This window comes from Elizabethkingia sp. YR214, from assembly GCF_003058195.1.
GTDB lineage: Bacteria > Bacteroidota > Bacteroidia > Flavobacteriales > Weeksellaceae > Elizabethkingia.
Genome location: NZ_QBUH01000005.1, coordinates 1 through 26,166 on the forward strand (window position 1 = coordinate 1; position 26,166 = coordinate 26,166).

Sequence of the window (26,166 nt, forward strand, 5' to 3'; positions counted from 1 at the left end):
GGCAATCTTACGCCTATTGAGTATAAGTATAAAATGTTAGCTGCTGAAAAGAAAAATACTCAATTAATAGCTGTCTGAAATATGGGGTACTTACAGAGATCCTCAAAATGTATATGAAGGAACTTCTAATACTTTCTTTACTGATTATAATTCATATCCAAAAACTATTGAATTTAGAAATACCTTTGGTGATGTATATATAAATATTACTAAATTCTATGCCCCTGATTCTACAAATAATATTGATATATTATTAAGTAATGAGGTATCATTTTATCAAGGGAATAATTTTTATTCTACAAAAGAAATCTACGAATATACTTTAGTTCCGGATCCTCGGAAAGATTATATAATAATTAATTAAAAAGATATGAAAAATACTATAAAACTTCCCATTTTAATCATATTTACTTTCATTTTCTTTACGAGTTGTAGTAGCAGGGAAGATAACGTTGTACCCCAGCCTCCTAAGCCCCCAATAGAAAAAAGTGTTTATAATTTTATATATAATAATTATGAACTTTTAGATGTGAATTTATATAAAGGACCTAAAGGAGAAAAAGAAAATGCTGATAGAGAGTATTATAAAAAATATTATGGAACAGCTATATGGAATAAAATAAAGCTTGATTTAAAAAATGACTCTATATCTTTACGATTTAATCGTAAAGATGATGAATTTTTAAAGTATAAATTCAGATTGAAAGAGGATTCTATTTTTATCAATTATGATGGGGACGATCAATACTTGGGGATTTTTGATAAAAACACTAAAATATTTAAGATTGATGAGTCTAACATTAGTATAGTAAAAGTTCCTAGAGAAGAAGGAGAACCTTATTTATCCATTCAAAAAACTAATAAGGGAGATACTAAATATAAGAATATTTTTGGAGGAAGTAATTGGTTTTCTAAACCTTCTGATTTAATTAAAGAAGGAGATAAAGTATTTTGGTGTAATTTATCTTTTTATTATGTTTCTGAATAATAAATATTGCACATAGTCTGGAAAACGTCCGTTCTAATAGATGGCAGCTGAGATTTCTTTATTTTATTTGGTTATAAAGGTACTTTTCATTACGACGGGCAGTAACAGCCAAATACTGCCATTGTATGCCACTTTTTGACCTAGGGATTCAGTATTAATTTCCTAGAAAAAAGAAATGATGTTATATAAAGAAACTGTTTCGCAAGGGAATTTGGGAGCTACTCCAACCCCTTATGAAAGATGAAGTATTGCAAGAGCACTTCCTGGTTGGTGGTACAATTTTATCATTGAAAATTGGGCATAGGTTATCTGTGGATATCGACTTATTTAACGAGAGTTCGACCTAAGCGTCAATTAATCTCTCATGATCAATGATAAATGCCTTTGTATTAATAGATTTTTTTTTATCAAAGAAAGAATAAGCCACCAGAGTCGCCAAAATATTGAGCACAAAATTCTCAAAGCTTCGGTGTCTGGTATGTTTTATTTGACAGATACTCTTAAGTTCATCGTTCACAGATTCAATCAAAGCTCTTTCGCGAATCATTATTTTATCCCGAAGCAACATCAGAGAATTTTTCATATTCTTTTTTATCTTCGTCATCAGATGGATACCATCGATTAAAAGCTATTCAAATAAGTCTTTTCCGAGATAACCTTTGTCTCCAAAAAGTTTTCCGAAAATCCATTTGTGGAGTTCCATACTTTTCAGCGTCTATCTATCATCCACATTGCCCGTTGTTAGTATAAAATTTAACCTTTCTCATTGAGAATTAGATGTAGCTTGAATCCATAAAACCATCCTAAGAAACATTCACTTTCTTTTCCAGTTCAACAAATCGATTATAGGACACTGTTTAAGGAAATTCTTTCTTCATATGTCTTTGAACATAGCCTTGATAAACTATTTTAAATTTTTGAAAGCTCCATAATGAAAGCTAATATATAATATTTTAGCTTAACAGAGGTGCAATCATCTGATCATAAAAAGCTACCATAGTGATATGGCAGCTTCTCTACTAAACTAAAAATATTATTAAGAAATCAATCCGCATTTCTTCACAAAAATATTATGTTATGGATCATTACTCCATTCAGACAAATTGTATTGTTTAATTTATAGGTTGAAAAATTTAAAAATGAATTAAAAAAACACCACAAATAATTGTGATGTCTTTCTAATTAAATTTAAATCGTCTCTAAGTGATGGTGCAGATGATCTATATACTCTTTAATAAGAGTCTCCAGGGTCAGAATCTCAGATGTTGCCTTTTTTGATACATCACTGGTTCTCTGTAGTGCATAGTCAGGCATATTTTCTACGATGTAAACAATCTGATAGTTCAGTGCCTTCCAGAGATTGATAACCTCTGCTGTAGAAATATTCTGATAATTCTGAGCTTTTACCCAGGCGTCCTGATCATACACCGTATTCTCGTTTTCTTTATACTGGGTTACGACAAATCTGCGGATATTTGTAAAAGCGCTATCACAAAGATGCCCTATAATTTCTTTTCTGGACCATTTCTCCGGAGAAGCTTTGTAGGACCACTGTTCTTCAGAAATAGTTTCAAATCTCTTTAATTCTGTATCAACAATTGTTTTCAGTATCTGATAGTTCATATTTTTAAATTTTACTTTTATTATAATCTAGCAAATTAATGATAAATCCTCTGTTTTTAAGATTACTCATTATAAAAATATTTCAGAATTTTTTACTAAAATTTAAGCAAAAACACTTAACAGGCACGTGTATTTTCAGACAAAAGAATATCCAAATTGGACATTACACAGAAACATGGGCATTTCCTGTTTTGCTACGAACTTCGGAGTTTTCTTTACTATCGCGATTTATACCATAACTAAAAACCTGGCATATCTCTTATTAACCTTTTTCCTGTACCATTCTATCGGGAATACAGAATAAAAAAAGAGAAGACTATAAATCTCCTCTTTTTTTATTTCTATAGGATTTTAGCTTAGCTAAACTCCATAAACAATTCCTCTTTAGACCTTCTTACCTTTCCCAACTTGTTCCACCAGTCTGTATCTTCATCTTTATACCCTAAGGCCATCATTACAGTACTTTTTAGTCCCTGTGCTGGAAGATTCAAAAGTTCATCAACAGCCTTATTATCAAACCCTTCTATTGGAGTAGCATCAATTCTTAAATCTGCAGCTGCCAAAAGACCAAATCCCAGTGCAATATAAGTTTGTCTTGCAGCATTTACAAAATGCTGATCTTTGGTTTGTTTACCTAGTATATCCAGTAAATTCAGACGGTATTCGTCTGTAGTAGAATCCGGTAAATTCCGTACTTGGTTACTGAATTCAAAAAATGAATCTACCCTTTCCGTTGTATATTCATCCCAGGCAGCAAAAACTAATATATGAGATGCTTTTACAATCTGATCCTGATCACGGGAAATCGGTTGTAGCTTTTCTCTTAGTTCTTTGTTTGTAATAACTAAAACTTTAAAGGGCTGCAAACCGGAACTGGATGGTGCCAGACGTATTGCTTCCAGAACTTGTTCCAGTTTTTCTTTCTCTATAGTTTTTCCGTTATAAGCCTTGGTTGCAGATCTCCAGTTTAATGTTTTTTGTAACGACATAATTCTGTTTTTTTTATTTCTTAAATGATGCATAATGAGATGTTATATTTAAAATTTTTCATTCTCATTATTACTCTGCAAAGTTACATGACAAAAAGTGCTTTAGTACACCTGTTACCCAAAAGTAATCAGTTACCAATAAGTAACTACTTTCTATATCGATCCAAAATTACTTCTGTTGATTTAACTATTCTCACGAATATAATGTCAGCAGAGATCATGGCGTTTTTTTTGCATTCAGAGAACAGATTTTCATAAATAATATGAAATCCCGTTATTTGCACAATTTTTTATTCCGGAAATAATAATTAAATCATTTTAAGCACAATCTCGTGCATCCACTATATTATGATGAAAAAAACTCTTATTTACATTTTATTCTTAGGTCTTCCTCTTACAGGGAGTCAGCATATAATAGCTCAGGAATCTTCTTATCAGCAGAAAATAAACCTGTTAGACAAAGAGAATAAAGCAATAAGCTTTGATGCTGATTTAAAATTATCTGATGCAGAAAATGCATTGGATAAAAAACTATTCCAGTTTCGTAAAGAGTTCCTTACGGAAACTGAAAATCAAAAGATACCCTTATATAACAGTTCTTTTAATCAGCTAAAACCTCTGATTGAGAGCAGTAAATTATTTAATATTATCCAGTCTATGCCTAAAGGTGGGCTTTTGCATACACACAGCGGTGGTATTACCGATGCAAAATGGATAATTGCAACAGTGAGAAAATATAAAGAAGGCTATGTTTATGTCCAGAAGGATAATGACCAATATATTTTCGGACAGATAGCATTTTTTGGAAAAGACAATGTTCCGGCAGGATTTGTCAGCATTGATGAGAAATTAAGCTCTGATCCTGGTTTTGAAAAGCAGTTACAAGAACTTCTGTTACTGAAACGGGATCAGCTATGTAGTTATACAGATTACTGGATAGAATTCGAAAAACGTTTTAAACGCACAGGCTCATTGCTATCTTATCGTCCTTTCTTTAAAGCATATTATCAAAAAGGATTTCAGGATCTAATAAAGGATAATGTACAGCATGCAGAAATCAGATTTATTTTTGATCAGCTTTATGATTTTGAACATGGGAAATATCCTTTAAACACATCTATTACAGATCTGCAGGATATTCTTAAAGAAATTCATAAAACAGCTCCGCAGTTTACACTGAAGTTAATCTATTCTAGTTTCAAATTTTTGGATCCTAAAGGTGTTGACAAGCAACTTGAAGCAGCTTTCCAACTAAAGAAAGAGTTTCCGGATATGATTTCGGGATTTGATCTTGTTGCCGATGAAGCTGCCGGAAATAGTATTTATTCCTTTCGTGAAAGCTGGATGAAATTAGATGGTCTTTCAAAAAAATATGGTGTAGGCATGCCGCTTTTCCTGCATGCAGGTGAAAGCAATTCTGTTTTCAATAAAAATGTTCTGGATCTTACACTGCTCAATAACAAAAGAATCGGTCATGGTCTTAACCTGATCTATTTTCCAAAAACACTGGAACTGATCAAAAAACAAAACAAACTAGTTGAAGTAAGCCCAATCAGCAATCAGATTCTAGGTTATGTCAGTGATATGAGAAATCACCCAGCAAGAGTCTTGTTAAGCAACGGAGTACAATGCTCTATTAACAGTGATGACCCGGGAGTGTATGGATACGAAGGACTTAGCTATGATTTCTGGGTTGCTTTTGTATACTGGGAATTAGATGTAAAAGCATTGAAAAAATTGGTTTACAATTCTATTAATTATTCTTCGCTTAACGAAAAAGAAAAGAAAGAGGCTATTCTCTATCTGGATAAACAATGGAAAGATTTCGTCCAAAAAATGAATCAGAAATTGAATTAAGATGTACTCGGTAATTGGTTACCACTTAGTAACCGGGTATATTTTTGTACAATGAAACAGCTAATTTTGTCATTCCATTTTTAAGTTATGAAAAAACAAAGAACCGAATTGGGACCAGATTGTAAAATGCACCTGCGTGGTGTGGAAGATACGGTATACTTATTGAGCGGAAAATGGAAAACCATTATTATCAGTCACCTGTACTTTGCCGGAAAAATGCGGTTTATGGATCTTAAAAGACAACTGGAAAAAGTAGCCGCTAAAACCCTTTCAAAAGAACTCAAAGAGCTAGAAATGAACAACCTTGTCTCAAGAACCCAAAATAATACCATGCCGGTAACAGTCGATTACGAACTTACAGATTTTGGAAAAAGCCTTCATGATGTTATCGACACCATGTCCAAGTGGGGTATTAACTATAGAAAGGAGTTACTTCACAACGGAAATAAATAACTAAGGATATAGTAAGTATTTCTTTCTCATCTTTTTATAGTTTTCAAGACCAGGCTGCCATGTTTTACGAATCTCATCTTCAGTTAAACCAGCTTTTATCTGCTCTTTAAATTCCGATACTCCGGCCAGATAATCGATATTACCAATCTGAGGATGCCATTGTTTAAAAAACTGTTTTTTATCGGGGTAATTCTTATAAAGCTCAATCATCCACTTCAGATTTATTTTCTTTGACTCTACAATTTCATTAAGATCAGTATTTCTTAAATCCAGTCCATAGCATATCTGGTTCATGTAAAGTGGATTCTCTGCTTTTCCGGGTATAGAAACCGGTGTGTAACTAAAATTATAAATCCCTTTATATTGTGGTCCTCCGATCAGAGTAAACGGATAATCTGTTCCCCGGCCATGGTTTAAAGATACACCCTCAAAAAGACAGGTAGCAGGATAAAGAATTATGCTCTCAGGAGTGTTTAGGTTAGGCGAAGGATTTACCGGAAGCTTATAGAGCATATCATGACTATAGCCTGCATTTTTAATAATATCCAATTTACATTTCTTTTTCCCGGCTAACCAACCTTCACCATTCACCATTTGTGCAAACTCAGCAACTGTAAGACCATGAACTATAGGAATAGGAAACTGGCCTATTCCTGATTTATTTTTCATATCCAGTACAGGGCCGTCGATAAAATATGCATTAGGATTAGGGCGGTCCAAAATCAGTAACTCCTTATTATATTTTGCGGCAGATTCCATCACATCACGCAAAACATTGATATTGGTATAAAACCTGCAGCCAACATCCTGGATATCATATACCAGAATATCAACATCTTTTAAATCTATTCCAGAGGGATGCTTTTTCTTTCCGTATAAAGAGATAATCTTTATTCCGGTATTTGGATCAGTCTCGTCTCCTATCTTTGTTCCATTACTTGCATTTCCCCGAAACCCATGCTCCGGGCCAAATACCTTAACGATATTTATCCCCCTGTGTATAAGACTGTCTAAAAGATGAGTTTTACCAATAACACTTGTCTGGTTGGCAATAAGGCCGACACGTTTACCTTTAAGTTTCGGAATATATAGTTCAGTTTGTTCAGCACCAGTTTTAATAATGTCATTAGCATATTTTAACTGAGCCTGAAATAAACCGGATAACATAAAAAAGTAAAAAAGCAGCGCTATTATTTTTCTCATCATTTGGATTTAATGCTTTGCTAAAGATAATAAACACCTGCAATATATCATAAATCAAATTTTATTCGGTACTATACCTCTGCAACTTCCGGAATCTCTTTAGTTTCATATTGCTTTTCCCAATCCTCCAACATAAATAGAATAGGTAGCAACGCCAACCCTTTTTCGGTTAAGGTATACTCCACTCTTGGCGGCAATTCCTTAAACTCGGCTCTGGTAACCAGTCCATCCTGCTCCATCTCTCTCAACTGATCAGTAAGTACCTTACGGGATATTACATGAATACGCGCCGCAATTTCCCCAAAACGCAATGTACGGTCTTTTATAACCCTCACAATTACAGGCTTCCATTTATTTCCAAGCGCCGACATTGCCTTTACCAGCGGACAGTCACACTCTGCCATTCTCTTTTGTTTCATAAGTTACCTCTTTGTTACTAATGTTAGTTACGGCAAAGTTACCACTATTTTTGCTCAATAGGTACAAAAATGAATTATTATTAGTTACTTTGTGTAACAAAAGTAAAATTAACTTTATAAAACCCTTGTCAAAAATGAATACAGACTCATTATTCAGTCCTTTTATTTATAAAAATCTTCACTTAAAAAACAGAATAGTAATGGCTCCTATGACAAGAGCCCAGTCTAATGCAGGAATTCCTACTCCTGAGATGGCAGCTTACTACTCCAGAAGAGCTACTTCAGAGGTCGGCCTTATACTTTCTGAGGGAACTGTTATCAACAGACCTGCATCCAAAAACTTACTCAATATTCCTAACTTTTATGGCAATGAAGCATTACAAGGATGGAAGAATGTTATTGATCAGGTGCATGCAGAAGGTGGTAAAATGGGACCACAAATCTGGCATGTAGGTGATACCAGAATGAGCAAAGAATATCCTGAAGTTCCTATGGAAGCAGCTGCTACAATGAGCATTGCTGATATAGAAGATACTATCCGACAATTTGCTGCTTCTGCAAAAGCTGCAAAAGACCTTGGATTTGACTGTCTGGAAATTCACGGCGCACACGGATATCTTATCGATCAGTTCTTCTGGGAAGGTACCAATACCAGAACCGATGAATATGGCGGAAAAACACTAAAAGAAAGAAACCGCTTTGCTGTAGAAGTTATAAAAGCGATAAGAGCAGCTGTTGGTGAGGACTTCATTATTATTATCCGTCTTTCTCAGTGGAAACAACAGGATTACAAAGCCAGATTAGCAACAACACCTGCAGAAATGGAAGAATGGCTTCTACCGCTAAAAGAAGCAGGAGTAGATATTTTCCATTGCTCTCAGCGTCGTTTCTGGGAACCTGAATTTGAAGATTCGGATCTCAATTTTGCCGGATGGGCAAAAAAAATTACCGGGCAGCCAACCATTACAGTAGGATCTGTAGGATTGAAAGGTGATTTTCTTTCAGCTTTTGCTGGTGAAGGAACTGAGAAAACTGATCTTTCTGAATTATTAAGAAGATTAGACAGACAGGACTTTGACCTTGTTGCAGTTGGAAGAGCTATATTGAGTGACTACCAATGGGTTCAGAAAATTAAAAACGGAAATACAGAAGAACTTTCTGATTTCTCAGCAGAAAGCCTGAAAGTACTTTATTAACATAGTAATGATTAATCCAAAAAGATAATCTTTTAACCCGGCTAGTAAATGAGCCGGGTTCTTTTATATTAATCACATTCTTTCCGATTACGCTTCTAAAATATACCCTGCCCTCTCCTTATCCTTATCACAAGAAAATTTAACACTAAACTTAATATTCGTTTACAATTAATTAACGCAACAATATTGCATTAATTAAATTTAACTCTTATATTGCAGTCCATTAATCGGTTATAAAATGGACAGACGCAGGTTTTTAAAAGGAACAGCATTACTTTCAGGATTTCTTACCATAAATCCCGCCGGACTAATAGCAGGCAATACCACGCCCGCTTCCGGAAGCAAAAAAACAGCTAAGAATATCATTTTTATGGTTAGTGACGGAATGAGTTCCGGAACTCTGGCTATGGCGAATCAGTATTCCCTGAACACACTTGGAAAAAATAGCTACTGGATTGGTCTTTATCAAGAAAACAAAGTAAACCGTGCACTAATGGACACTGCCTCTGCGAGCTCTATCGTAACGGATTCCGCAGCAGCCAGCTCAGCTTTTGGCGGTGGAAAACGAGTAAAAAATGGCGTCCTTAACATTGGCGCTAATGGTGAAATACATACCCCCATTTGGCAGAAATTTAAAAGGGCGGGCAAAAAAACAGCTTGTGTAACTACTGTCACGATTACCCATGCAACACCAGCAGGATTCTGTATAAATTCTGAAAAAAGAAATGCAGAACCTGAAATTGCAGAAAAATATTTGCTCGAAGGGTTTGATGTCATGATGGGTGGTGGTGACGAGTTTTTTAATTCTCAAAAAAGAGAAGATAAAAAAGATCTTTACAGTTTATACCAAAAGAAAGGTTACCAAATTCTGAAGAATCGTTCTGATTTACAAAAAACAGAAAAGGGAAAAAAATTATTGGGTATTTTCAACACCGGAGCGCTTCCTTATACCATTGACAGAACTAATATCCCAGGACTGCAAAATACCCCAACCCTTTCAGAGATGACTAAAACCGCAATTGATCAGCTTAAGGATCACAAGGAAGGTTTTGTATTACAGGTTGAAGGTGGAAAAGTAGATTGGGCCGCTCATGCAAATGATGTTGCTGCACTTATTCACGATCAGTTAGCATTTGAGGAAGCTGTAAAAACAGTAATGGATTTTGCTGAAAAAGATGGCAATACACTAGTCATTATAACTACCGATCATGGAAACGCTAATCCGGGAACTATATACGGAGCTGAGGCCACTAAAAACTTCAATACAATAGCCAATTATAAATACACTAACGAGTACATCTTAAATAACATCAACGAGAACTTTAACCTCCAACAGATGAAAGACTGGATTTTTGAAACCAACAAGTTCAGCCTTACTGATGAAGAAGCCAAACATTTGCTTAGCTTCTATACGGGTGCAGAGAAACATGAAGAAGGTTTATACAATTATAAAAAGATGCCTTTCAAAGCCTATTCGGAGATTCAGAAAAAGCACAATTCTGTGGGCTGGATCAGTATGGACCACTCAGGAGATTATGTAGAACTTGCCATGTATGGCCCCGGCAGTGAACTCTTAAAACCATTTGTAAAAAATACGGATCTGCACTACCTGATGCTGGAAGCAGCAGCTGTACATATATAAAACACAATACAAAAATAAAGGTACATTATACCTAAAAGCTATTCTGCTACAAAACTGTTAATTTATTTCAGCGGAGTAATTTTATCATAATAACAATAAATTTGGTTTGTTAACAGTTTTAATAGGCAATCGGAATATTCCGGCTGCCTAATTTTTTTATCATATGTAAAATATAATCTGCTGTAAAGTTCTGATTTTTGTACAAAACATAAACATATGAATTGGATCATCTTAGTTATTGCAGCATTATTCGAAGTAGGCTTTGCCTCTTGTCTTGGAAAAGCAAAAGAAACAACCGGAACTGAATCTTACTGGTGGTATGGAGGATTTATTGCCTGCCTTACTATAAGTATGGCTTTACTCATTAAAGCCACACAAACATTACCAATAGGTACAGCCTATGCAGTATGGACAGGCCTTGGAGCGGTAGGAACTGTTCTTATGGGGATTTTTGTTTTCAAAGACCCGGCAGGTTTCTGGCGCCTTTTTTTCCTCTTCACATTAGTAAGTTCTATTGTCGGGCTAAAAGCCGTATCCCATTAAACACATTTCAGATCTTTACTTTATTTTCTATATCAGATTATTTATGAGCCTTCCTTTTACGGAAGGCTTTTTTCTGCGTTTTTATTAGAAGTTTAAAGAAACATAACCCAATTTTCATGAAAGACTTTTACAAATAAGCCTAAATTAAGTTCTTCTGATTTAGAATACTGTGCCTTAATAAGATTAAATCCGGGCACTAAGAAAATCACCACCATAAAACGCTCTAGTGTAGGAGCTATAGAAAGTAAAAGATACAGATTAGAAAAAAACGGATATATCTACTGAGGAAAAAATCTACATCTGGCCGATAGATAAATAAACTCAACACAATTAATTACATACAAGACTAAGTCCTTATATTATGTATATTGTATATCAACTGGAAATTTCTGAACTTTAGGAAATATCCTAACCGAATTACAATATGTCTAGTAAAACTATTACTATTTATAAATTGAGCCCTGGTACAGTAACGTTTGTTGTGATTATACTATTATGTACATCCTGCTCATCTATAGTTAAAAGCTCGAAAACGGCAACACTAACAACCGATTATTGTAGACCAAATTTTTCTTATCAGTATCCTGAAATCATTACAACTACCAATAATCATGAAGATAGCGTTTTAATCAAAAAGTTCCCTAAACAGGATTATTCATTAAGCAAAAATATTGGTATATTGTCTCTGTTGTCTCAGTATACTAATGCTAAAGATCCGCTAAAAAAACTAATAGCAAAGCAAAAGGTTTCAGATCAGCTAATGATTACCAATTCCGGAATAAATGCTATGGCTGCAGAATTGGACTGTAATGGAGAAAGAATCCAGCAACTTTCGGATTATTTAGGAGACATCAATAATAAAAATATTCGAAAACTTACGGTAGGTTCTATTATTCTGGGAGCCACTATTGCCGTTTCTTCTTCACTAATCAATAATAACAATACCAATAAAGTTATTAATATAGGTGGCGGAGCTGCTGGTGCTGCATTGGGATTGCTAACATTAAACCCTAAAGGAAGAAGAATACAGATGGATATCCAGCGAAATCTTCTCCGTAATATATGGAACAATGATAATAGTGATAAGGCTTTCCCGCCAGACTTATGGAATATACTTAATGAAAAATCTTTTAGCAATTCTGGAAACAAATCTATGCGTGAAACATTGAAAGAAAGATGGCAACTCTATGCTTTCGGCGGGCAACCAGATGCTGAAACACAAAGACTTTTTTTTGGAAATGGAGGGACATTCAGGGCAGATGACCTGCAAACTATGTCGAATATGTATAATGAATTGCAGGCCAGTGTACGATCAGTACAACAAAATATGCAAAGCCTAATGCTAAAGATCAATACTTTAAATACTGAAAACCAATAACAGGCAATAAACATAAAATTACCAAACTATTATAATGAGTTTTCAGGAAATAATCCCCGACGAGCCGCTTTCGCTTTTTATAAAAAGTATACTAATCTTTGAAAATAATGAGAATCCTGATATAACCAAACTCCCCTTTTTTGCAGATGGATATCCGGGTCTATTATTTCATAAGACAGAGAGCGGGCTAAGAGTAATTCCTCATCAGAAGGAAATGCCGGATTTATTTATTTACGGCCAGACCATTAATCCTATTGAATTAGAGGTAAAAGGTTCTTATCTGATAATTGTGGTCCAGCTTTACCCTTTTGTACTAAGATCTTTTTATGGTATAAATCCCGGGAGCATTAATGACGATTGCTATATCCCGGAGAATACAAAGGATGTATTAAACGATTTACAGTCTTCAGATACTCCTGAAAAATATATAGAGCTATTAAAAACTTATCTCATAAATAATTTTGAAAAGAAAAAAAGCAGTTTAGATTTTAAAATCCGTCGTGCTTTAGAAATAATTATAACTAATAATGGAACAGAAAACGTAGGACAAATTGCCAAAGAACTGGATTTTAACATCCGGACCTTTGAAAGAAGGTTCCTTACTGAAACAGGTTTGTCCCCTAAACAGTTTGCCAGAATCATTCAGTTCCAGACGTCTTTGCAGCAACTCGCTTCTAAAGATTACAACAAACTTTCAGACATTGTCTATGAAAACGGATTTTCAGACCAATCCCATTTTATAAGAGTTTTCAAAGCATTTACGGGCAAAACACCTAAATCTTATTCCCAGTGATTTCCAAAGTGTCGTTTTTATTCTATTTTTTTAGTAACCGATTGTACAATTTTGTCATATAAACTTAAAAAAGGTATACAATGAAATTTCAGGACATTACACTTATTCTAACCGGTATAACCACAGCACTTATGGCCGGACTCTTCTTCTCTTATTCTGTATCGGTCAATTTAGGACTTGGTAAATTAGCAGATAAAGAATATTTACAGGCAATGCAAAGCATTAACCGGGAAATACTAAACCCAATATTTTTCGTATGTTTCTTTGGAGCTCTTATTTCCCTACCAATAGCAACTTTTCAGCAATATCACCATAATCAGACTATGTTTTTATTGCTACTATTGGCATCACTATTTTATATTATAGGAGTATTTGGAATCACTTCTGCATTTAATGTTCCCCTAAACAATAAACTGGATCTTTTAGACCTAACAAAAGCTTCAGATATATCCGTAAAACAAATGCGCAACAGTTTTGAGAAGCCATGGAATAATTGGAATACCATAAGAACGTTTTCTGCTGTAATGAGTGCCACTTTGATAATTATAGCTTGTGTGTGCAGAAAATAAATATGTTTATTTCACTAGAAAAGGAGTTTATTTTGTAATTTCCACCTGCCAAAAAATTACTATGAAAAAAATACTAAGTCTTGCTATTCTATTTTTCAGCATTATGCTATTTTCACAAAATATAGCTATTGACCAGTTTAAAAAAGTAGATTCTTCCAATATAAAATCTCTTATAAACTATCTAGGTCCCATTATAAAAAAACAAACTGCCGATAGTAAAGAAGCACCTGATAATGATAATTTGTTCCGGGTGAATTTTGTTATAGGGGATTATAAAACAGCATTAGAGCAGCTCAATGCTATAAGAAATAGCTATATGAAAGGTAATCCTAAAATGGCTATGACAATAGGGGTACAGTATGAGGTTTATATAAATACCTTACAACAGCTAAATAAAAAGCAAGATTTTAACAAAACATATCAGGCAGAATTACTGAAGAAATATAATTCCTTACCAAGCAATGCTCAGGTTTTTATGCCTTATTTCTTTAGTCTTTCACCAAAAGAAACCAAAGAAGATCTTAGCAGCTTCATTACAAATGATATCACAGGTAAAAGTACTATTGATTTGAAAACTGCAATAATATTGTTTAGAAGATATGCATCCAATCTTATTGCTGAAGCAACATACACCAAAGGCCTTCCTTTTCTACAAAAATTAGATCAGGAAAGCTTTATCGTAAACGATAGCATCATTGTCTTTACAAAAAATAAAAAAGAAATAAGTATTTCTACAGTTGTAAATAAGAAAATACAAAATCCCGGGCCTGTAATTGTTGTCAATACTATTTATTCTTTACCCCAGAATATAGATACCGCTAAACAACTGGCCAGTAACGGATACTCTTGCGTCTATATTAATACAAGAGGAAAGTATAAAAGTAAAGAAAACATAGAGCCTTTTGAGCATGAATATGAGGACATTAGCGAAGTAATTGACTGGATTACTCAACAGCCATGGAGTAATGGAAAAATAGGAATGATTGGTGGCAGCTATCTTGGATTTAGTCAATGGGCAGCAACAAAAAAATTACATCCGGCTCTTAAAACAATTATCCCACAGGCTCCTGTAGGTATAGGAATAGACTATCCGATGAGCGGTAATGTTTTTATGAGTTATATGCTAAGATGGATTGATCATATTACCGTAAATAAACTAACCGATAACGTAGGCTTTAGTGATGAGAAAAAATGGAATGGTCTTTATAAAAAATGGTATACCAGTGGCTTAGCCTTTAATAAACTGGATTCCATTAATGGTAAAAAAAGTGAGATCTTCCAACGTTGGTTAAAGCACCCTTCTTATGATTCCTACTGGCAAGGTATGACTCCTGATCCTCAGGAATTTTCAAAGATAAATATTCCGATTCTTACCACGACAGGTTATTTCGATGATGATCAGCTAGGCGCTATGTATTATTATAAAAATCACATTAAATACAATCCAAATGCGGATCATTATGTTATTATAGGGCCTTACGATCATTACGGTCCCCAAGGCTATGTTATGCCCGAAGTGATGGGGGTAAAAATAGATCCGGTTGCGGAGCTTGATATAAATGAAATTTGTTTTCAGTGGTTTGATTATATCTTAAAAGGAAAAAACAAACCTGATTTTCTGAAAGGAAAAATTAATTATGAAGTGATGGGGGATAATATCTGGAAAAATGCCAATTCAATGCAGGAATTTGACCAGACAAAGGTAAAATATTATTTAGGTGAAGATTTAAAACTCAAGGAACAAAAAGCAGATAAACTGGCATACACAACTTTAAATGTGAACTTCAAGGACAGAAGCGATGTCGATAAATTTATACTAACGGATGAACCTCAGCTCATCAGTACTTCAATCCAGGAAAAAGACAACAGTACCCTGTTTACATCGGAAGTTTTTGATAAAGACACTGAATTAACAGGTTCTTTTTCAGCCAGCTTAAACTTCTCAATCAATAAAAAAGACTGTGATATTGTAGCAGAGCTATACCAGGTTCTTCCTGACGGAAAATACTTCCTACTTTCCAATTTCATTACAAGAGCAAGTTATAGTAAAGACAAAAGCAAGCGTCAATTATTAACTCCTGGCAAAAAAGAAACAATTCCTGTAACTGGTACACCCTTCGTAAGTAAAAAAATAGAAAAGGGCAGTAAATTACTCCTAAAAATGGGTATCAAAAAAAGCCCGGCGTGGCAGATTAATTATGGCAGCGGAAAAGACGTAAGTACCGAAACTATAAAAGATGCCACTGTACCTATGGAAATTAAATGGTACAATGAGAGTTTTGTAGAAATTCCACTAAAAAAATAAGCAGATAAAAATCTGCTTATAAACTAACTGAGGGTGACCTTTGGCTTTTTAGTCATCGTCATCCTCATTTTTATTATTTACTTTTAGGAAAGCCGCTCTTTTAGGGGATGGTGCCGATGTTCCTTTTAGTCCCTGCCAAAGGATTTCATTGAATACCAAATCCGGGACGGCATCTTCTTTGGACCAATCATACTTATCACTTAGTACTGCTAACTTTCCTTTTGTCGGATTTTTTTCATTCAAGTCTATGTTTGCCTTAAGATGGTCAAATGTTGTATAATCAGGCTGACTTGTAAATGATCTCCACATAGGAGTAGCTGCTGCATCATACTGCGTCATCGGTTTCATACCTAAGATGAGTTCTATAGTACGGATCATACCCGATGTAGAATACATAGTATGGTCTACAGATTTTCTTTTCACATATGGACTTATAAGATAAGCAGGACTACGGTGGGCATCCACATGATCCGGGCCATTTTGGGCATCGTCTTCCAGAATAAAAATCGCGGATTCTTTCCAAATAGAACTTTTACTTATATAGTCAACAAATTGCCCTACAGCGAGGTCATTATCGGCTACATGAGCGTAAGGCGTTTTCTTGCCAGCACGCATTCCTTCCGTATGATCATTGCTAAAACGGATTGTTGTTAGCTGTGGCATTTTGCCTCCTTTAAGCAATTGATCGAAATCCGTTTTCCACTGACTAAAACGAGTCGTATCCGCTACACTCAGATCGTAACTGGTATAACCTGGTGCTACATGACCTTCCAGAGATTTTACATTTGGTTTTCCTTTGTCTGCAAATTCTCCATAAGTGCGGTAAGATACCTGATGCTTTTTGGCATTATCCCATATAAAACCTCCTTTATTATTTGCTATTTCACGCTCGCCTTCCCCACCATAAGTACCACCTCTGCCTCCATAACTTGAAGGCCAGGTCTTTTCTAAGTAATCAGTAGCGTACGCTCCCATACTCCAATTGTGACCGTCCGCACTAACTTCTGCATCGACATAGAAATTATCCAGTAGCACAAATTCATTCACAATTTTGTGCTGATTAGGTGTTATTTTCTCTCCAAACAAGCAAAGTGATGGATCACCATTCCCTTGCTTTACATCACCCAGTACCTGATCGTAGGTACGGTTTTCTTTAATGACGTAAAAAACATACTTAATCGGTGAAGCCTCCCCTACCTTCATCGGAATAGGATTTCCAGCTTCCCCTTCAGTAAGTAATTCTTTATCTTTTGAATAGGGTGTATTTTTATACACTGCACGGGAATATGCGGCAAGATGCTCAGCATCCGGATCTGGAATAAAACTTAGGGTCCCTTTAAAAAGTCCCGCAATGTACTGTATCTCTTTAGGCTTACTTTGATCTCCTGAATGACGATCTACTTTTTCTTTCTGGTCCGTTGGATTAGGTCCATTAGGATTAGCCTTTGATGATAGTCCTTTACCATTGGTAACTAAAATTGTTTTTCCCACAACCTTCACATTTGTAGGATACCAACCAACCGGAATAAAACCTTTTGAAACAGATTTTCCCGGATTGCTTACATCAAATACAGCCAAACAATTGTTGTCTGCATTTGCAATATATAAGTTTTTACCATCTTCAGACAAGGCAACACCATTACTTGTTGATCCGCTTGGTGCATTGGGATACAATGCTGCATTCAATGTTTCTACAACTGCTCCTTCTTTAGTATTAATAACAGAAACTGAATTGTCATTTGCATTTGCAACAAACAGCCATTTGCCATTTTTGCTAAAGGTCATTTCATTGGGATGATTGCCTACCGCAATTTCTTTGGTAACTTTATTTAAAGACACATCCCAAACCAGAATCTTTTCTGCACCCCACACACTTATATAAAGCTGTTTCGCATCCGGAGTCAGTATACAGGCATAGCCTTCGGCACCAAGATCAAAATTCGATTTTATAGCCTTACTTTTCAGATCTATAACATAAAGCTTTTTGTCCTCGCGTGTAACTGTATACAGCTGTTGTTGTTTTCTGTCATTAACTGCTAAGCCTGCAATACCTATTCGGTTTGGCCATGGTTTCCCCAGTACAATAGAATCTTTTGGAGCAAGTTTTCTATTTTTAATACTGTATATCCTTATCATATTATCATGACCCCCCGAGGCATACAATGTATTATCATCACTAGAAAATGCTAACCCGTACCACGATTTAGGAATCTCTATACTATCAATTTTTTGTTGCGAGGACAGATCAATAAGGTCTATAGTCTGTGTACTTTGTCCATTATTAGTAACTGCTGCAATTTTTTTATCATGACTAATCACCAAATTCAATGGGAGATCACCCAGTTCAATCTGCTTTCCAACAGGACTTAATGTCCATCCGTTTGGGAGTCCTACTTTACGGCTTTCCAGTTCGGCAGTAATTCTATCCTGAGCGAAAACCAATTGAGAGGAAATTAGTAAACTGGTACTGAGAGTTAAGACGCTTATTCTTTTCATAAGACATATTTACGAAACTTATAAGGTGGGCTAAACAGTATATTTTAAAATTAAAATAAATTTAATATTGACCACGAAGATGGCTCAAGATAACATTGGAAATAAGATAAATTATATCAGGACCTATCTTTAAAAAGCTGTACTGCATTTATCTACAAATTGTTCAAACTGCCTTTCTGTATTTTTCATGATTGGTCCATGACCAAAACAGATAATGGCAGGATTTAGTTTTGCTAACCTCTGAAGGGATTCGATATTGCGCTGCTGATCAGTGGTAAATATATTTGGTGGAAGTCGTAGACCTGTCGCTGTCGTAAGCAGATTCATATTTGTTGCCACATCTCCTATTATCAACACGCCATCTTGCTCACGGAATAAAGAAATATGACCTTGTGAATGTCCGGGCGTTTCTATTATGCTAAAATTTCCGATCTTATCATTTTCACCAATTGTCCGTTCTACTGTATGTCCCTGACCTGCCCAGAATTTTTGCTGAAGTCTGGCTATCCAATGCTGTGGATTGGGATAATCGGTGGTTACCATACCTGTTTCAGTCCTAAAAACTTCATCAGGATGACAGAGCAAAGGTATTGAGAACTCAGCGCATATCTGATCACTACAGCCCTGATGATCTGCATGCGCATGCGTAAGTATATGTTGATAAACGGGGATTTTCTGAAGAGCTTTCTTTACAATGGTATAAGAACTTCTTATTCCTGAGTCCACCAATACACCTTCAATAATATAGCAGTTTATACTATTTCGTGGCATCAGGGAAATTTGAAATACTTCGGGAGCAATTTGATGTAACATATTTTTTTGTGTAAATCTACACCGCTGATCACACCAAAATAAGGACATTTGTCCTATAATACATTAGGCCTGTGTATCTGTCCCTTCGCCCGTGTAATCGATCGCTGTGTGATGCCCAAATAGGATGCCAGATCCTGCGTCGTGATACGCTTAACGAGCATCGGTTCGTTAGAGAGGATATGATAGTATTTATCTACAGCCGTTTTATTATTGTAATTAAGCATATAACGTTCCTTTTGGTTATATTCCTGTTCAATCACCAATTTAATAACCCTGTTCCAAGTGCTCACCCGATCAATAAGACCCTTATAGTCCTGGTAGCTTATCCTATAAATTATACTATCTTCAATAGCCCTGATACTCCTTCTTGATTTTTGCTGTGTTATAAACTCCTGAAATGAAGTGATAAATTCATTTTCAAATTTGAAGCAGGTTATATTTTCCTTTCCTTCTTTATCTATAGCAAAAGCTTTTACAGCACCATTAGCGATAAATCCAATATAAGGGCAATACTCACCCTCACGAATGAAAAAATCACTTTTTTTTAATAAGGTTGGTTTGAAGAACTGTGAGGAAAAATTAATTTCATCGGCCGAAAGTCCTCCTATTGAAGATAAATAATTTTCAAATACTTTAGTCATTTCGTAATCTTTTCGTCATTTCATTTTCTTCATAACACTCCGCGAGGTAAACACTTAATCAAGTGCCCAAATCTAACAATTATTGTACATCCAAAAAAGCTGCACTCGCTACTTTTTTGTATTCACTCTATCTAGCCATTTCCAAACATTAACTTTCCAATTGCTAATTGTTTCCATTTTGGGGATAATTGTTCCTCTTAGCTACTAACTTCTAATAATTAATAAAAGCTCAACAGCATAAATCTTACTCAAGTAGGGAGATTCTCCATGATCTATATCATACCCCATTTTGTTAAAATGTCCGAATTGTACAATTCCATAAGAATATAATGTTAGTGGTCTGATCTTATAATTAGGAGCTTTGCATAAGGAACAATAATATCAGAAAAACAGGGAATAATCCAGTAAATCTACTACCAGCTCTTCCCTACTATCTGAATTCAGAAAATAAGAAAAGTAATGAATACTCAATTCCAGGCGCCTGTAGATCTTCAGGAAGAAAGTTTCCGTAACGAAGTCGGAACAATGGACAAAACCGGAAAAAGAAAATGGGTTTTTCCCAGAAAGCCAAAAGGAAAATTCACCAATTACCGGGATTATACCAGCTATGCACTGTTAGGCATATTTTTCATACTTCCTTTTCTGAAAATCAATAATAATCCGTTCTTTCTGTTCAACATCCTGGACAGACATTTCTTTATTTTCGGACAGCCTTTTTATCTTCAGGACTTCTTTATTCTGGCTATTGGTGCCGTGACATCTGTAATATTCGTAATGCTTTTCAGTATTGTATTCGGGAGGATTTTCTGCGGCTGGCTTTGTCCACAGACTATTTTTATGGAAATGGTATTCCGTAAAATAGAATACTGGATCGAGGGAGATCGTAACAAACAGATGAAACTCGACAAGCAGGAATGGAATGCCGAAAAAATAAGAAAACGTCTTCTGAAATGGTCTGTATTCTTACTAATTGCGGTTATCATCACACATTTTATGTTTATGTACATCGTAGGTTATGAAGAAGTTTTTAAAATTATGCAGGAAGGTCCAGTAGCAAATCCTGTAAACTTTATTGTAATGATTGTATTTACAGGGTTATTTTACTTTGTTTTTTCATGGCTTAGAGAACAGGTATGTACACTAATATGTCCATACGGAAGATTACAGGGAGTACTTATTGACAAGCAGACCATCAATGTTTATTATGACTACAAAAGAGGTGAAAACCGTTCGAAATGGAGAAATAATGAGGATCGTAAGGCTCTGGGAAAAGGAGATTGTATAGATTGTAATCAGTGTGTAGTTGTATGCCCTACAGGGATCGATATTAGAAACGGGCAACAGCTGGAATGCATTAACTGTACTGCTTGTATTGATGCCTGTGACGAAATCATGGAAAAGGTAGGTTTACCAAAAGGACTGGTACGCTATGCTACAGAACAAGAAATAGAAGCTGGTACGAAGTTCAGATTTACACCAAGAATGAAGGCCACTACTGTTGCACTATCTTTATTAATCGGACTTGTGGGCTATCTGATGTATGACAGAGGAAGCATGGAAGCCAAATTCCTGAAAGTTCCCGGAACTACCTTCCAGATAAATGAAGGAAAAATAAATAACCTTTACACTTATACATTCCTGAATAAGGAGAATTCTAAAAAGGTTATCACCATTAAAGTATTGGATCCGGCGAATGCGACTATTACCTATTATGGTCCTGTAAAAATAATATTGAAAGAAAATGAAATTATAAAAGGGAATATCAGTATAGCCTTTCCGGAAAAAGAAATGCGACTAAGTAAGCAGAATATTACAATAGGCATCTTTGATGAAAAAGGAAAAATGATTACCTCTTACAATACGACTTTCGAAGGTCCTTTCAAATTTGCTTTATAATTATATTTCTAATGTTTTTCTATGATTTATGTCTCAGAACGAAATGCGAAGGAGTCTCCCCTGTATTTTTACTAAATACTCTGGAGAAATAGGAGTACTCCTCAAAGCCCAGTTTAAAAGCAATATCTGTAAGGCTTTCGTCCACATAAATCAACATTCTTTTGGCTTCCAGTATTACCCTTTCGGTGATAATATCGGAAGCCTTTTTTTGTACCACTGTCTGCGTAATACGATTAAGGTGTTTGGCCGTTATTCCCAGCAAATCTGCATAATACGAGCTGGACTTCTGCGTCAGGAAATGCTCTTCTAAAAGCGATTCGAATTCCTGATAATGACGGATATATGAAAAAACACTACCTGAGTTTAGTAGCTGCTGATCTCTTGAAAATAGTCTTGTAGATTGAATATAAATCCTCGTGATAAGAGCCAGAATATTCTCTTTCTGCATCAGGTTCTCCTGTAGACTTTCTTCCTGAAGATCTGTAAACAGGGAATTAATTTTCTGCAAGTTCTGAGTATCCAACTGGAGTTTTCTGGGAAAAGATACCGAAGCAAAAAAAGGAAAGCTTTTTAGTTTCTGATTCACATAATGCATGTTATAATATTCCTGTGAAAAAAAGAAAATATAACCTTCCGTATCATCCGAAAGCTCCCAACTGTGTATCTGTCCAGGTGAAAGGAAGAATAAACTACCGGGCAAGACATCATAGCTTTGGAAATCTATTTCATGCACTCCGCTTCCATGCGTAAATAGTACAGTTACATAAAAATCATGGCGATGAGGCTTTTCAATATGTTTGTGACTACTCTTTAGATGACCCTTCATGGTATTAAAATAAAAACCAGAAGCCGCATTATTCTCCTGAAAGAGACTCATGTGAAGTACAGAGATAGAATCCATAGTGAAAATTCAGAGTCTAAAAGTAGTGAAAATCCCTTAACTATAGGGATATTCTTTTATTCATTTCACTGTGAAAAATAAAGCTTATCTTTACATTTGCAACGCTATTGCAAATTAAATATTCAAAAAAATGAGAAACACGATTGCCAAAGCAAAAATTCTGGAACTGATTGATCACTCTGAAGTTGCGCTGTCTCATTCTGAAATAGAAAAAATGGTGGCAGGATTGTGCAACAGAGTTACCATATACCGTGTACTGGACAGATTAACGGAAGAAGGACATATACACCGCTTTATTAATATAGACGGCCATCAGAAGTTTGCTGCCTGTCATCATTGTGATGCACAGCACCATCATAATCATGCACACTTTAGCTGTACACAATGCGGAACAGTTTCGTGTCTGGAAGATGTAGAGCCTGTTTATAAGCTGCCTAAGGAATACAAAGTACAGGATATGAACTTCGTATTATCTGGCGTTTGCCCGAGATGTGTTAAATAGTAATTAATAACATTAGAATTTAAATCTAATAGAAAGCCTTGTCAGTTTAAAACTGACAAGGCTTTTTTGTAATAACATTATATTACACTTTTATCTTTACACCTACAGAAATATTAATACCTGGTAACGGTGCCAGAAATTTCAGCGGTGAGTTTTGTGGTCTGGCTTCAACATTTAGCAGATTATTTCCGGTAACATAATATTCAATATTGAAATTACTCAGTGTGCTTTCATAAGAAATACGGGCATTTAAAAGCGAGTATGCCGGCATAGGAAGTTCCGGATTGATGTTTTTCCCAAGATATTTTTGTTTCATATAATGATCCAAAGACACATTAAGACTGAATCTATCAATACTACCTGCCAAATTAAATCCAAATCTGCTGGTAGGCATGTTAGGCATATAATCTCCATCACTCCATTTTCTGATGGAAGAATCGGCTACACTTATATTTCGTACCAAGTCGAAATAGGAACCAACCTCCCACTTCCCGAATTTAGTCAGATCAAATTTGTATGCTGCTTCCGCCTCAATACCATTGATTTCTGTATTATCACTACGCCACTCTTTTACCGAAAATCCTCCGGCTCTGGAGATTCCTGTATGAGCCAGATAAATATAATTATCATATTTCGTATGATACCAGCTAGCTGCCAGTCGTACATTTTTCAGATTTAGTCCCCCGCCAATTTCCCATGTTTTAGCAACCTCTTTGTTTAGTCTGTCATCTCCATTTTCTTCTACCATCAATGCATAATGATTGTTTCCGGCATAAAGTTCATTTATTTCGGGAGCCCTTTCAGAGTGATTATACTGCGCTTTAAGGTAACCTTTCTTAAATATATTCCAGGTCATACCTGCATGATATTGATTTAGTGTAAAATCTCTGTCAGAGAGCTTCCCTCCAGACATGCCACGGCTTCTTACATAGTTTTTATCCGCATCTGCTCTTCTCTGTACATGGTCGTTGCGATATCCCAAATCGAATTCAAGAAAATTGAAGTTAAGGTGCTGCATCGTATAGAATCCTATTTCACGACTGACATTGTTGGGTAAATAACGTAGGTTTCCGCTGCCATCCATTTCGCGGAATTGTACTTCCACACCTGTTGTTCCTGTTAAGAATTTCATCTTTTGCTGTACGAGTTCTAAACGTCCGTTGTGCTGATTTACATCAAGTTGATTAGCTCTTCTTTTACCCAGCATTTCTGTATTCTCAGAAAATACTCCCATATAACTCAGTTTTATACTGGCCAAGGGAAAGTTTCGGAATTTGTAGGCAGATTCCAGCATAGCCTTATGCGTTAAGCTCATTACATTAATAGGAAGATAGTCAATTTTTTCCTGAGGTTTATTGCCATGCGAATGCTCGGGCATCTTTGGCATTGCATAGCCAGGAGCGCCAAAATAAGAGTAAGAATTCTGATAAGCTGCTCCTACATAAAAGGCTTTTCCTACATAACCAGTACCAATATGAAAAGAGTTGCTCTCCGAATGGCTGTTTGTAATCTCGCCATCTTTTACAGGACCTAAATCTTTTATACTGTTTACCTCTCTTTTGTAACGGTCTTTTGCAGCATCCTGTCCGGGGATGTATAGATCGTTTTTAGGATTTGGATAATCTTTTCCGTCTTTCGAATTTCTATAAGTTGGCCTGAAAGTATAAAGATCGTCTTCCGAAAGTTCATATTCTACAAAATGATCTTTCGCAAACTGGTCTATATAAGGAAAAAGACTTTTATTGAGTACATTTCTGGAACGTACGTCCAACTGGCACATTGCCTGTAATCCGCTGTCAAACCCTACCAGTTGGGGATCATAACAACGAGGATCCTTAGAAGATCCGGGAATCCGAACAACGTCCTGTTTATAATTGTTTGCACCTATCGTCCATGCCCAGTTTTTCCCAACTTTACCTTTGGCTGAAAATCCTTGTCTCTGCCCACTATTAGTTCCACCTTCCAAATAACCTCTGAATTCGAAAGCTTTTGCAGGGAGTTGTCGTGGTATATAATCGGTTTCCAAATCAACAGCTCCACCAATAGCTTTACCACCATACAATACTGCTGCCGAACTTTTATATATTGTAATACTTTGTACATTATTGATCTCAGTATCAATATTTAAATCCGGACTAATCCCTGAAAGATCATTCACTGCAACTCCGTTTTCCAATACTCTTACTCTGTTTCCGCTAAGACTTCGAATTACAGGAGCTCCAGAATTGGGTCCGTAATAAGAATTCTGAATTCCCGGAATTTTACTTAATGTTTCACCAAGTGTTCCGGATTGTATAAAATCTAAGGTTTTCCTGGGTACAGTCAGTGCATTCAGGTTTTGTTTTCCGGAGACATTGACTGTCTCAATATTTTTTACCGGATCTTTTCCGGTAACTTTTTCCTGAGCTTTCAGGGCAGAAGTGTATGGAATAAAACAACTCCCCATTAAAAAAATAACGGCATTCTTCATGTATAATCATATTTTAATATGGGGACAAAGCTATAAATTCCATTTCAATAACGCAACATTGTTGCGTTATTGAAATGGAATATTTCCTCCTTTATGTCTTTTCACTTTAGAAATCAGTAAAATAAATAGACAACACTTCTGATAATGAACTTATAAAATAGATACTAAAAATACATTTTTAGCATTTCATATTCAATAAACCCATTACGTCATCTCTATATGCCCGTTCGTCATTTAAATTTAAATTTTCCAGGACATTATAGTTTATTTGCAGCATTATAAGTAAGAGAAGATGAAGAAATATTAAGCTAATATGAACTTATTAAACCTAAATCTCTTGTAATATGAACATTAAATAATACACAACTAAGTCTAGCGCATCCTATTTTTGCAAAAATATAATGCCATAGGTTAGTGTAGTGTAAAAGTCACATTTAAATTAAACAAAAATAAAAATAGAGTATACAAGTAACAATAAAATTACAATTT

General features: G+C 35.4%; 23 protein-coding genes. 13 read left to right on the forward strand and 10 right to left on the reverse strand.

The annotated features are described in order from the left end of the window. The first annotated feature begins 370 nt into the window (after positions 1-370). On the forward strand, positions 371-988 hold the full coding sequence (locus tag C8J95_RS10730; RefSeq protein ID WP_107808339.1) for a hypothetical protein: 618 nt from the start codon (positions 371-373) through the stop codon (positions 986-988). A gap of 233 nt (positions 989-1,221) precedes the next feature. Then, positions 1,222-1,335 (forward strand): nucleotidyl transferase AbiEii/AbiGii toxin family protein, encoded by a 114-nt coding sequence (locus tag C8J95_RS10735; RefSeq protein ID WP_255412779.1) that lies wholly within the window; start codon positions 1,222-1,224, stop codon positions 1,333-1,335. Here C8J95_RS10735 and C8J95_RS10740 read toward each other — a convergent pair. From C8J95_RS10740 to C8J95_RS10755, 3 genes are all read right to left on the reverse strand, one after another. Next, positions 1,332-1,610 carry a transposase gene (locus C8J95_RS10740; RefSeq protein ID WP_370446832.1) on the reverse strand — a complete coding sequence of 93 codons (279 nt, stop codon included), beginning with the start codon at positions 1,608-1,610 and terminating at the stop codon, positions 1,332-1,334. The two genes, C8J95_RS10735 and C8J95_RS10740, sit on opposite strands and share 4 nt — an antisense overlap. Positions 1,611-2,176: 566 nt before the next feature. After that, positions 2,177-2,611, reverse strand: coding sequence for a DinB family protein (locus C8J95_RS10750; RefSeq protein WP_107808341.1), 435 nt, complete (start codon positions 2,609-2,611; stop codon positions 2,177-2,179). A 356-nt stretch (positions 2,612-2,967) separates the two neighbouring features. Beyond that, positions 2,968-3,600, reverse strand: a complete 633-nt coding sequence (locus C8J95_RS10755) for an NAD(P)H-dependent oxidoreductase (protein WP_107808690.1) — start codon at positions 3,598-3,600, stop codon at positions 2,968-2,970. 348 nt (positions 3,601-3,948) lie between these two features. On the opposite strand from C8J95_RS10755, the gene C8J95_RS10765 reads away from it, so the two are divergent. After that, positions 3,949-5,457 (forward strand): adenosine kinase, encoded by a 1,509-nt coding sequence (locus C8J95_RS10765; RefSeq protein ID WP_107808342.1) that lies wholly within the window; start codon positions 3,949-3,951, stop codon positions 5,455-5,457. A gap of 87 nt (positions 5,458-5,544) precedes the next feature. Continuing rightward, positions 5,545-5,910, forward strand: coding sequence for a helix-turn-helix domain-containing protein (locus C8J95_RS10770; protein ID WP_107808343.1), 366 nt, complete (start codon positions 5,545-5,547; stop codon positions 5,908-5,910). Here C8J95_RS10770 and C8J95_RS10775 read toward each other — a convergent pair whose 3' ends face one another. Together C8J95_RS10775 and C8J95_RS10780 are read right to left on the reverse strand one after the other, a co-directional pair. Continuing rightward, positions 5,911-7,113 carry an exo-beta-N-acetylmuramidase NamZ domain-containing protein gene (locus C8J95_RS10775; protein WP_107808344.1) on the reverse strand — a complete coding sequence of 401 codons (1,203 nt, stop codon included), beginning with the start codon at positions 7,111-7,113 and terminating at the stop codon, positions 5,911-5,913. A gap of 71 nt (positions 7,114-7,184) precedes the next feature. Then, positions 7,185-7,532: a helix-turn-helix domain-containing protein gene (locus C8J95_RS10780; protein WP_107808345.1), complete on the reverse strand. Its 348-nt coding sequence runs from the start codon at positions 7,530-7,532 to the stop codon at positions 7,185-7,187. 134 nt (positions 7,533-7,666) lie between these two features. Here C8J95_RS10780 and C8J95_RS10785 point away from each other — a divergent pair, with 134 nt between their 5' ends. From C8J95_RS10785 to C8J95_RS10815, 7 genes are all read left to right on the forward strand, one after another. Beyond that, on the forward strand, positions 7,667-8,728 hold the full coding sequence (locus C8J95_RS10785) for an NADH:flavin oxidoreductase (RefSeq protein WP_107808346.1): 1,062 nt from the start codon (positions 7,667-7,669) through the stop codon (positions 8,726-8,728). A gap of 238 nt (positions 8,729-8,966) precedes the next feature. After that, complete coding sequence (locus tag C8J95_RS10790; protein ID WP_107808347.1) at positions 8,967-10,370, forward strand: alkaline phosphatase; 1,404 nt, start codon at positions 8,967-8,969, stop codon at positions 10,368-10,370. A gap of 216 nt (positions 10,371-10,586) precedes the next feature. After that, positions 10,587-10,913, forward strand: coding sequence for a multidrug efflux SMR transporter (locus tag C8J95_RS10795; protein ID WP_009091036.1), 327 nt, complete (start codon positions 10,587-10,589; stop codon positions 10,911-10,913). A 424-nt stretch (positions 10,914-11,337) separates the two neighbouring features. Beyond that, a complete protein-coding gene (locus C8J95_RS18960; protein WP_107808348.1) occupies positions 11,338-12,291 on the forward strand; it encodes a hypothetical protein in 954 nt (317 codons plus the stop codon). Positions 12,292-12,325: 34 nt separating this feature from the next. Beyond that, the gene (locus tag C8J95_RS10805) at positions 12,326-13,084 is read left to right on the forward strand and encodes an AraC family transcriptional regulator (protein ID WP_107808349.1); all 759 of its coding nucleotides are present in this window, start codon (positions 12,326-12,328) and stop codon (positions 13,082-13,084) included. A gap of 80 nt (positions 13,085-13,164) precedes the next feature. Further along, positions 13,165-13,653 carry a DUF1772 domain-containing protein gene (locus C8J95_RS10810; RefSeq protein ID WP_107808350.1) on the forward strand — a complete coding sequence of 163 codons (489 nt, stop codon included), beginning with the start codon at positions 13,165-13,167 and terminating at the stop codon, positions 13,651-13,653. 61 nt (positions 13,654-13,714) lie between these two features. Further along, the gene (locus C8J95_RS10815; RefSeq protein WP_107808351.1) at positions 13,715-15,958 is read left to right on the forward strand and encodes a CocE/NonD family hydrolase; all 2,244 of its coding nucleotides are present in this window, start codon (positions 13,715-13,717) and stop codon (positions 15,956-15,958) included. Between the two features lie 48 nt (positions 15,959-16,006). Here C8J95_RS10815 and C8J95_RS10820 read toward each other — a convergent pair whose 3' ends face one another. The 3 genes from C8J95_RS10820 to C8J95_RS10830 all read right to left on the reverse strand — a co-directional run bounded on the left by C8J95_RS10820 (position 16,007) and on the right by C8J95_RS10830 (position 19,908). Then, positions 16,007-18,454 carry a bifunctional YncE family protein/alkaline phosphatase family protein gene (locus C8J95_RS10820; protein ID WP_107808352.1) on the reverse strand — a complete coding sequence of 816 codons (2,448 nt, stop codon included), beginning with the start codon at positions 18,452-18,454 and terminating at the stop codon, positions 16,007-16,009. Between the two features lie 129 nt (positions 18,455-18,583). Further along, complete coding sequence (locus C8J95_RS10825) at positions 18,584-19,267, reverse strand: MBL fold metallo-hydrolase (RefSeq protein ID WP_107808353.1); 684 nt, start codon at positions 19,265-19,267, stop codon at positions 18,584-18,586. A gap of 53 nt (positions 19,268-19,320) precedes the next feature. Continuing rightward, positions 19,321-19,908: a Crp/Fnr family transcriptional regulator gene (locus C8J95_RS10830; RefSeq protein ID WP_107808354.1), complete on the reverse strand. Its 588-nt coding sequence runs from the start codon at positions 19,906-19,908 to the stop codon at positions 19,321-19,323. Positions 19,909-20,367: 459 nt separating this feature from the next. On the opposite strand from C8J95_RS10830, the gene ccoG reads away from it, so the two are divergent. Beyond that, positions 20,368-21,804, forward strand: coding sequence for a cytochrome c oxidase accessory protein CcoG (gene ccoG, locus C8J95_RS10835; protein WP_107808355.1), 1,437 nt, complete (start codon positions 20,368-20,370; stop codon positions 21,802-21,804). A 19-nt stretch (positions 21,805-21,823) separates the two neighbouring features. Here the strand turns inward: ccoG and C8J95_RS10840 are convergent, their stop codons facing one another. Further along, positions 21,824-22,705 (reverse strand): helix-turn-helix domain-containing protein, encoded by an 882-nt coding sequence (locus C8J95_RS10840; RefSeq protein ID WP_107808356.1) that lies wholly within the window; start codon positions 22,703-22,705, stop codon positions 21,824-21,826. 130 nt (positions 22,706-22,835) lie between these two features. Between C8J95_RS10840 and C8J95_RS10845 the strand changes: the two genes are divergently transcribed. Further along, positions 22,836-23,207, forward strand: a complete 372-nt coding sequence (locus C8J95_RS10845; protein ID WP_059323622.1) for a Fur family transcriptional regulator — start codon at positions 22,836-22,838, stop codon at positions 23,205-23,207. A gap of 82 nt (positions 23,208-23,289) precedes the next feature. On the opposite strand, the gene C8J95_RS10850 is transcribed toward C8J95_RS10845, so the two are convergent. Further along, positions 23,290-25,677 (reverse strand): TonB-dependent receptor, encoded by a 2,388-nt coding sequence (locus C8J95_RS10850; RefSeq protein ID WP_107808357.1) that lies wholly within the window; start codon positions 25,675-25,677, stop codon positions 23,290-23,292. Positions 25,678-26,166 lie beyond the last annotated feature (489 nt).

What these genes read in the sequence shown, in the direction of transcription:
- C8J95_RS10750 (WP_107808341.1), bottom strand. Translation starts at nt 2,611, where the DNA reads ATGAACTATCAGATACTGAAAACAATTGTTGATACAGAATTAAAGAGA.
- C8J95_RS10765 (WP_107808342.1), top strand. Translation starts at nt 3,949, where the DNA reads ATGATGAAAAAAACTCTTATTTACATTTTATTCTTAGGTCTTCCTCTT.
- C8J95_RS10805 (WP_107808349.1), top strand. Translation starts at nt 12,326, where the DNA reads ATGAGTTTTCAGGAAATAATCCCCGACGAGCCGCTTTCGCTTTTTATA.
- C8J95_RS18960 (WP_107808348.1), top strand. Translation starts at nt 11,338, where the DNA reads ATGTCTAGTAAAACTATTACTATTTATAAATTGAGCCCTGGTACAGTA.
- C8J95_RS10755 (WP_107808690.1), bottom strand. Translation starts at nt 3,600, where the DNA reads ATGTCGTTACAAAAAACATTAAACTGGAGATCTGCAACCAAGGCTTAT.
- C8J95_RS10815 (WP_107808351.1), top strand. Translation starts at nt 13,715, where the DNA reads ATGAAAAAAATACTAAGTCTTGCTATTCTATTTTTCAGCATTATGCTA.
- C8J95_RS10820 (WP_107808352.1), bottom strand. Translation starts at nt 18,454, where the DNA reads ATGAAAAGAATAAGCGTCTTAACTCTCAGTACCAGTTTACTAATTTCC.
- C8J95_RS10795 (WP_009091036.1), top strand. Translation starts at nt 10,587, where the DNA reads ATGAATTGGATCATCTTAGTTATTGCAGCATTATTCGAAGTAGGCTTT.
- C8J95_RS10770 (WP_107808343.1), top strand. Translation starts at nt 5,545, where the DNA reads ATGAAAAAACAAAGAACCGAATTGGGACCAGATTGTAAAATGCACCTG.
- C8J95_RS10825 (WP_107808353.1), bottom strand. Translation starts at nt 19,267, where the DNA reads ATGTTACATCAAATTGCTCCCGAAGTATTTCAAATTTCCCTGATGCCA.
- C8J95_RS10785 (WP_107808346.1), top strand. Translation starts at nt 7,667, where the DNA reads ATGAATACAGACTCATTATTCAGTCCTTTTATTTATAAAAATCTTCAC.
- C8J95_RS10840 (WP_107808356.1), bottom strand. Translation starts at nt 22,705, where the DNA reads ATGGATTCTATCTCTGTACTTCACATGAGTCTCTTTCAGGAGAATAAT.
- C8J95_RS10775 (WP_107808344.1), bottom strand. Translation starts at nt 7,113, where the DNA reads ATGAGAAAAATAATAGCGCTGCTTTTTTACTTTTTTATGTTATCCGGT.
- C8J95_RS10730 (WP_107808339.1), top strand. Translation starts at nt 371, where the DNA reads ATGAAAAATACTATAAAACTTCCCATTTTAATCATATTTACTTTCATT.
- C8J95_RS10845 (WP_059323622.1), top strand. Translation starts at nt 22,836, where the DNA reads ATGAGAAACACGATTGCCAAAGCAAAAATTCTGGAACTGATTGATCAC.
- ccoG (WP_107808355.1), top strand. Translation starts at nt 20,368, where the DNA reads ATGAATACTCAATTCCAGGCGCCTGTAGATCTTCAGGAAGAAAGTTTC.
- C8J95_RS10850 (WP_107808357.1), bottom strand. Translation starts at nt 25,677, where the DNA reads ATGAAGAATGCCGTTATTTTTTTAATGGGGAGTTGTTTTATTCCATAC.
- C8J95_RS10735 (WP_255412779.1), top strand. Translation starts at nt 1,222, where the DNA reads ATGAAAGATGAAGTATTGCAAGAGCACTTCCTGGTTGGTGGTACAATT.
- C8J95_RS10830 (WP_107808354.1), bottom strand. Translation starts at nt 19,908, where the DNA reads ATGACTAAAGTATTTGAAAATTATTTATCTTCAATAGGAGGACTTTCG.
- C8J95_RS10810 (WP_107808350.1), top strand. Translation starts at nt 13,165, where the DNA reads ATGAAATTTCAGGACATTACACTTATTCTAACCGGTATAACCACAGCA.
- C8J95_RS10780 (WP_107808345.1), bottom strand. Translation starts at nt 7,532, where the DNA reads ATGAAACAAAAGAGAATGGCAGAGTGTGACTGTCCGCTGGTAAAGGCA.
- C8J95_RS10790 (WP_107808347.1), top strand. Translation starts at nt 8,967, where the DNA reads ATGGACAGACGCAGGTTTTTAAAAGGAACAGCATTACTTTCAGGATTT.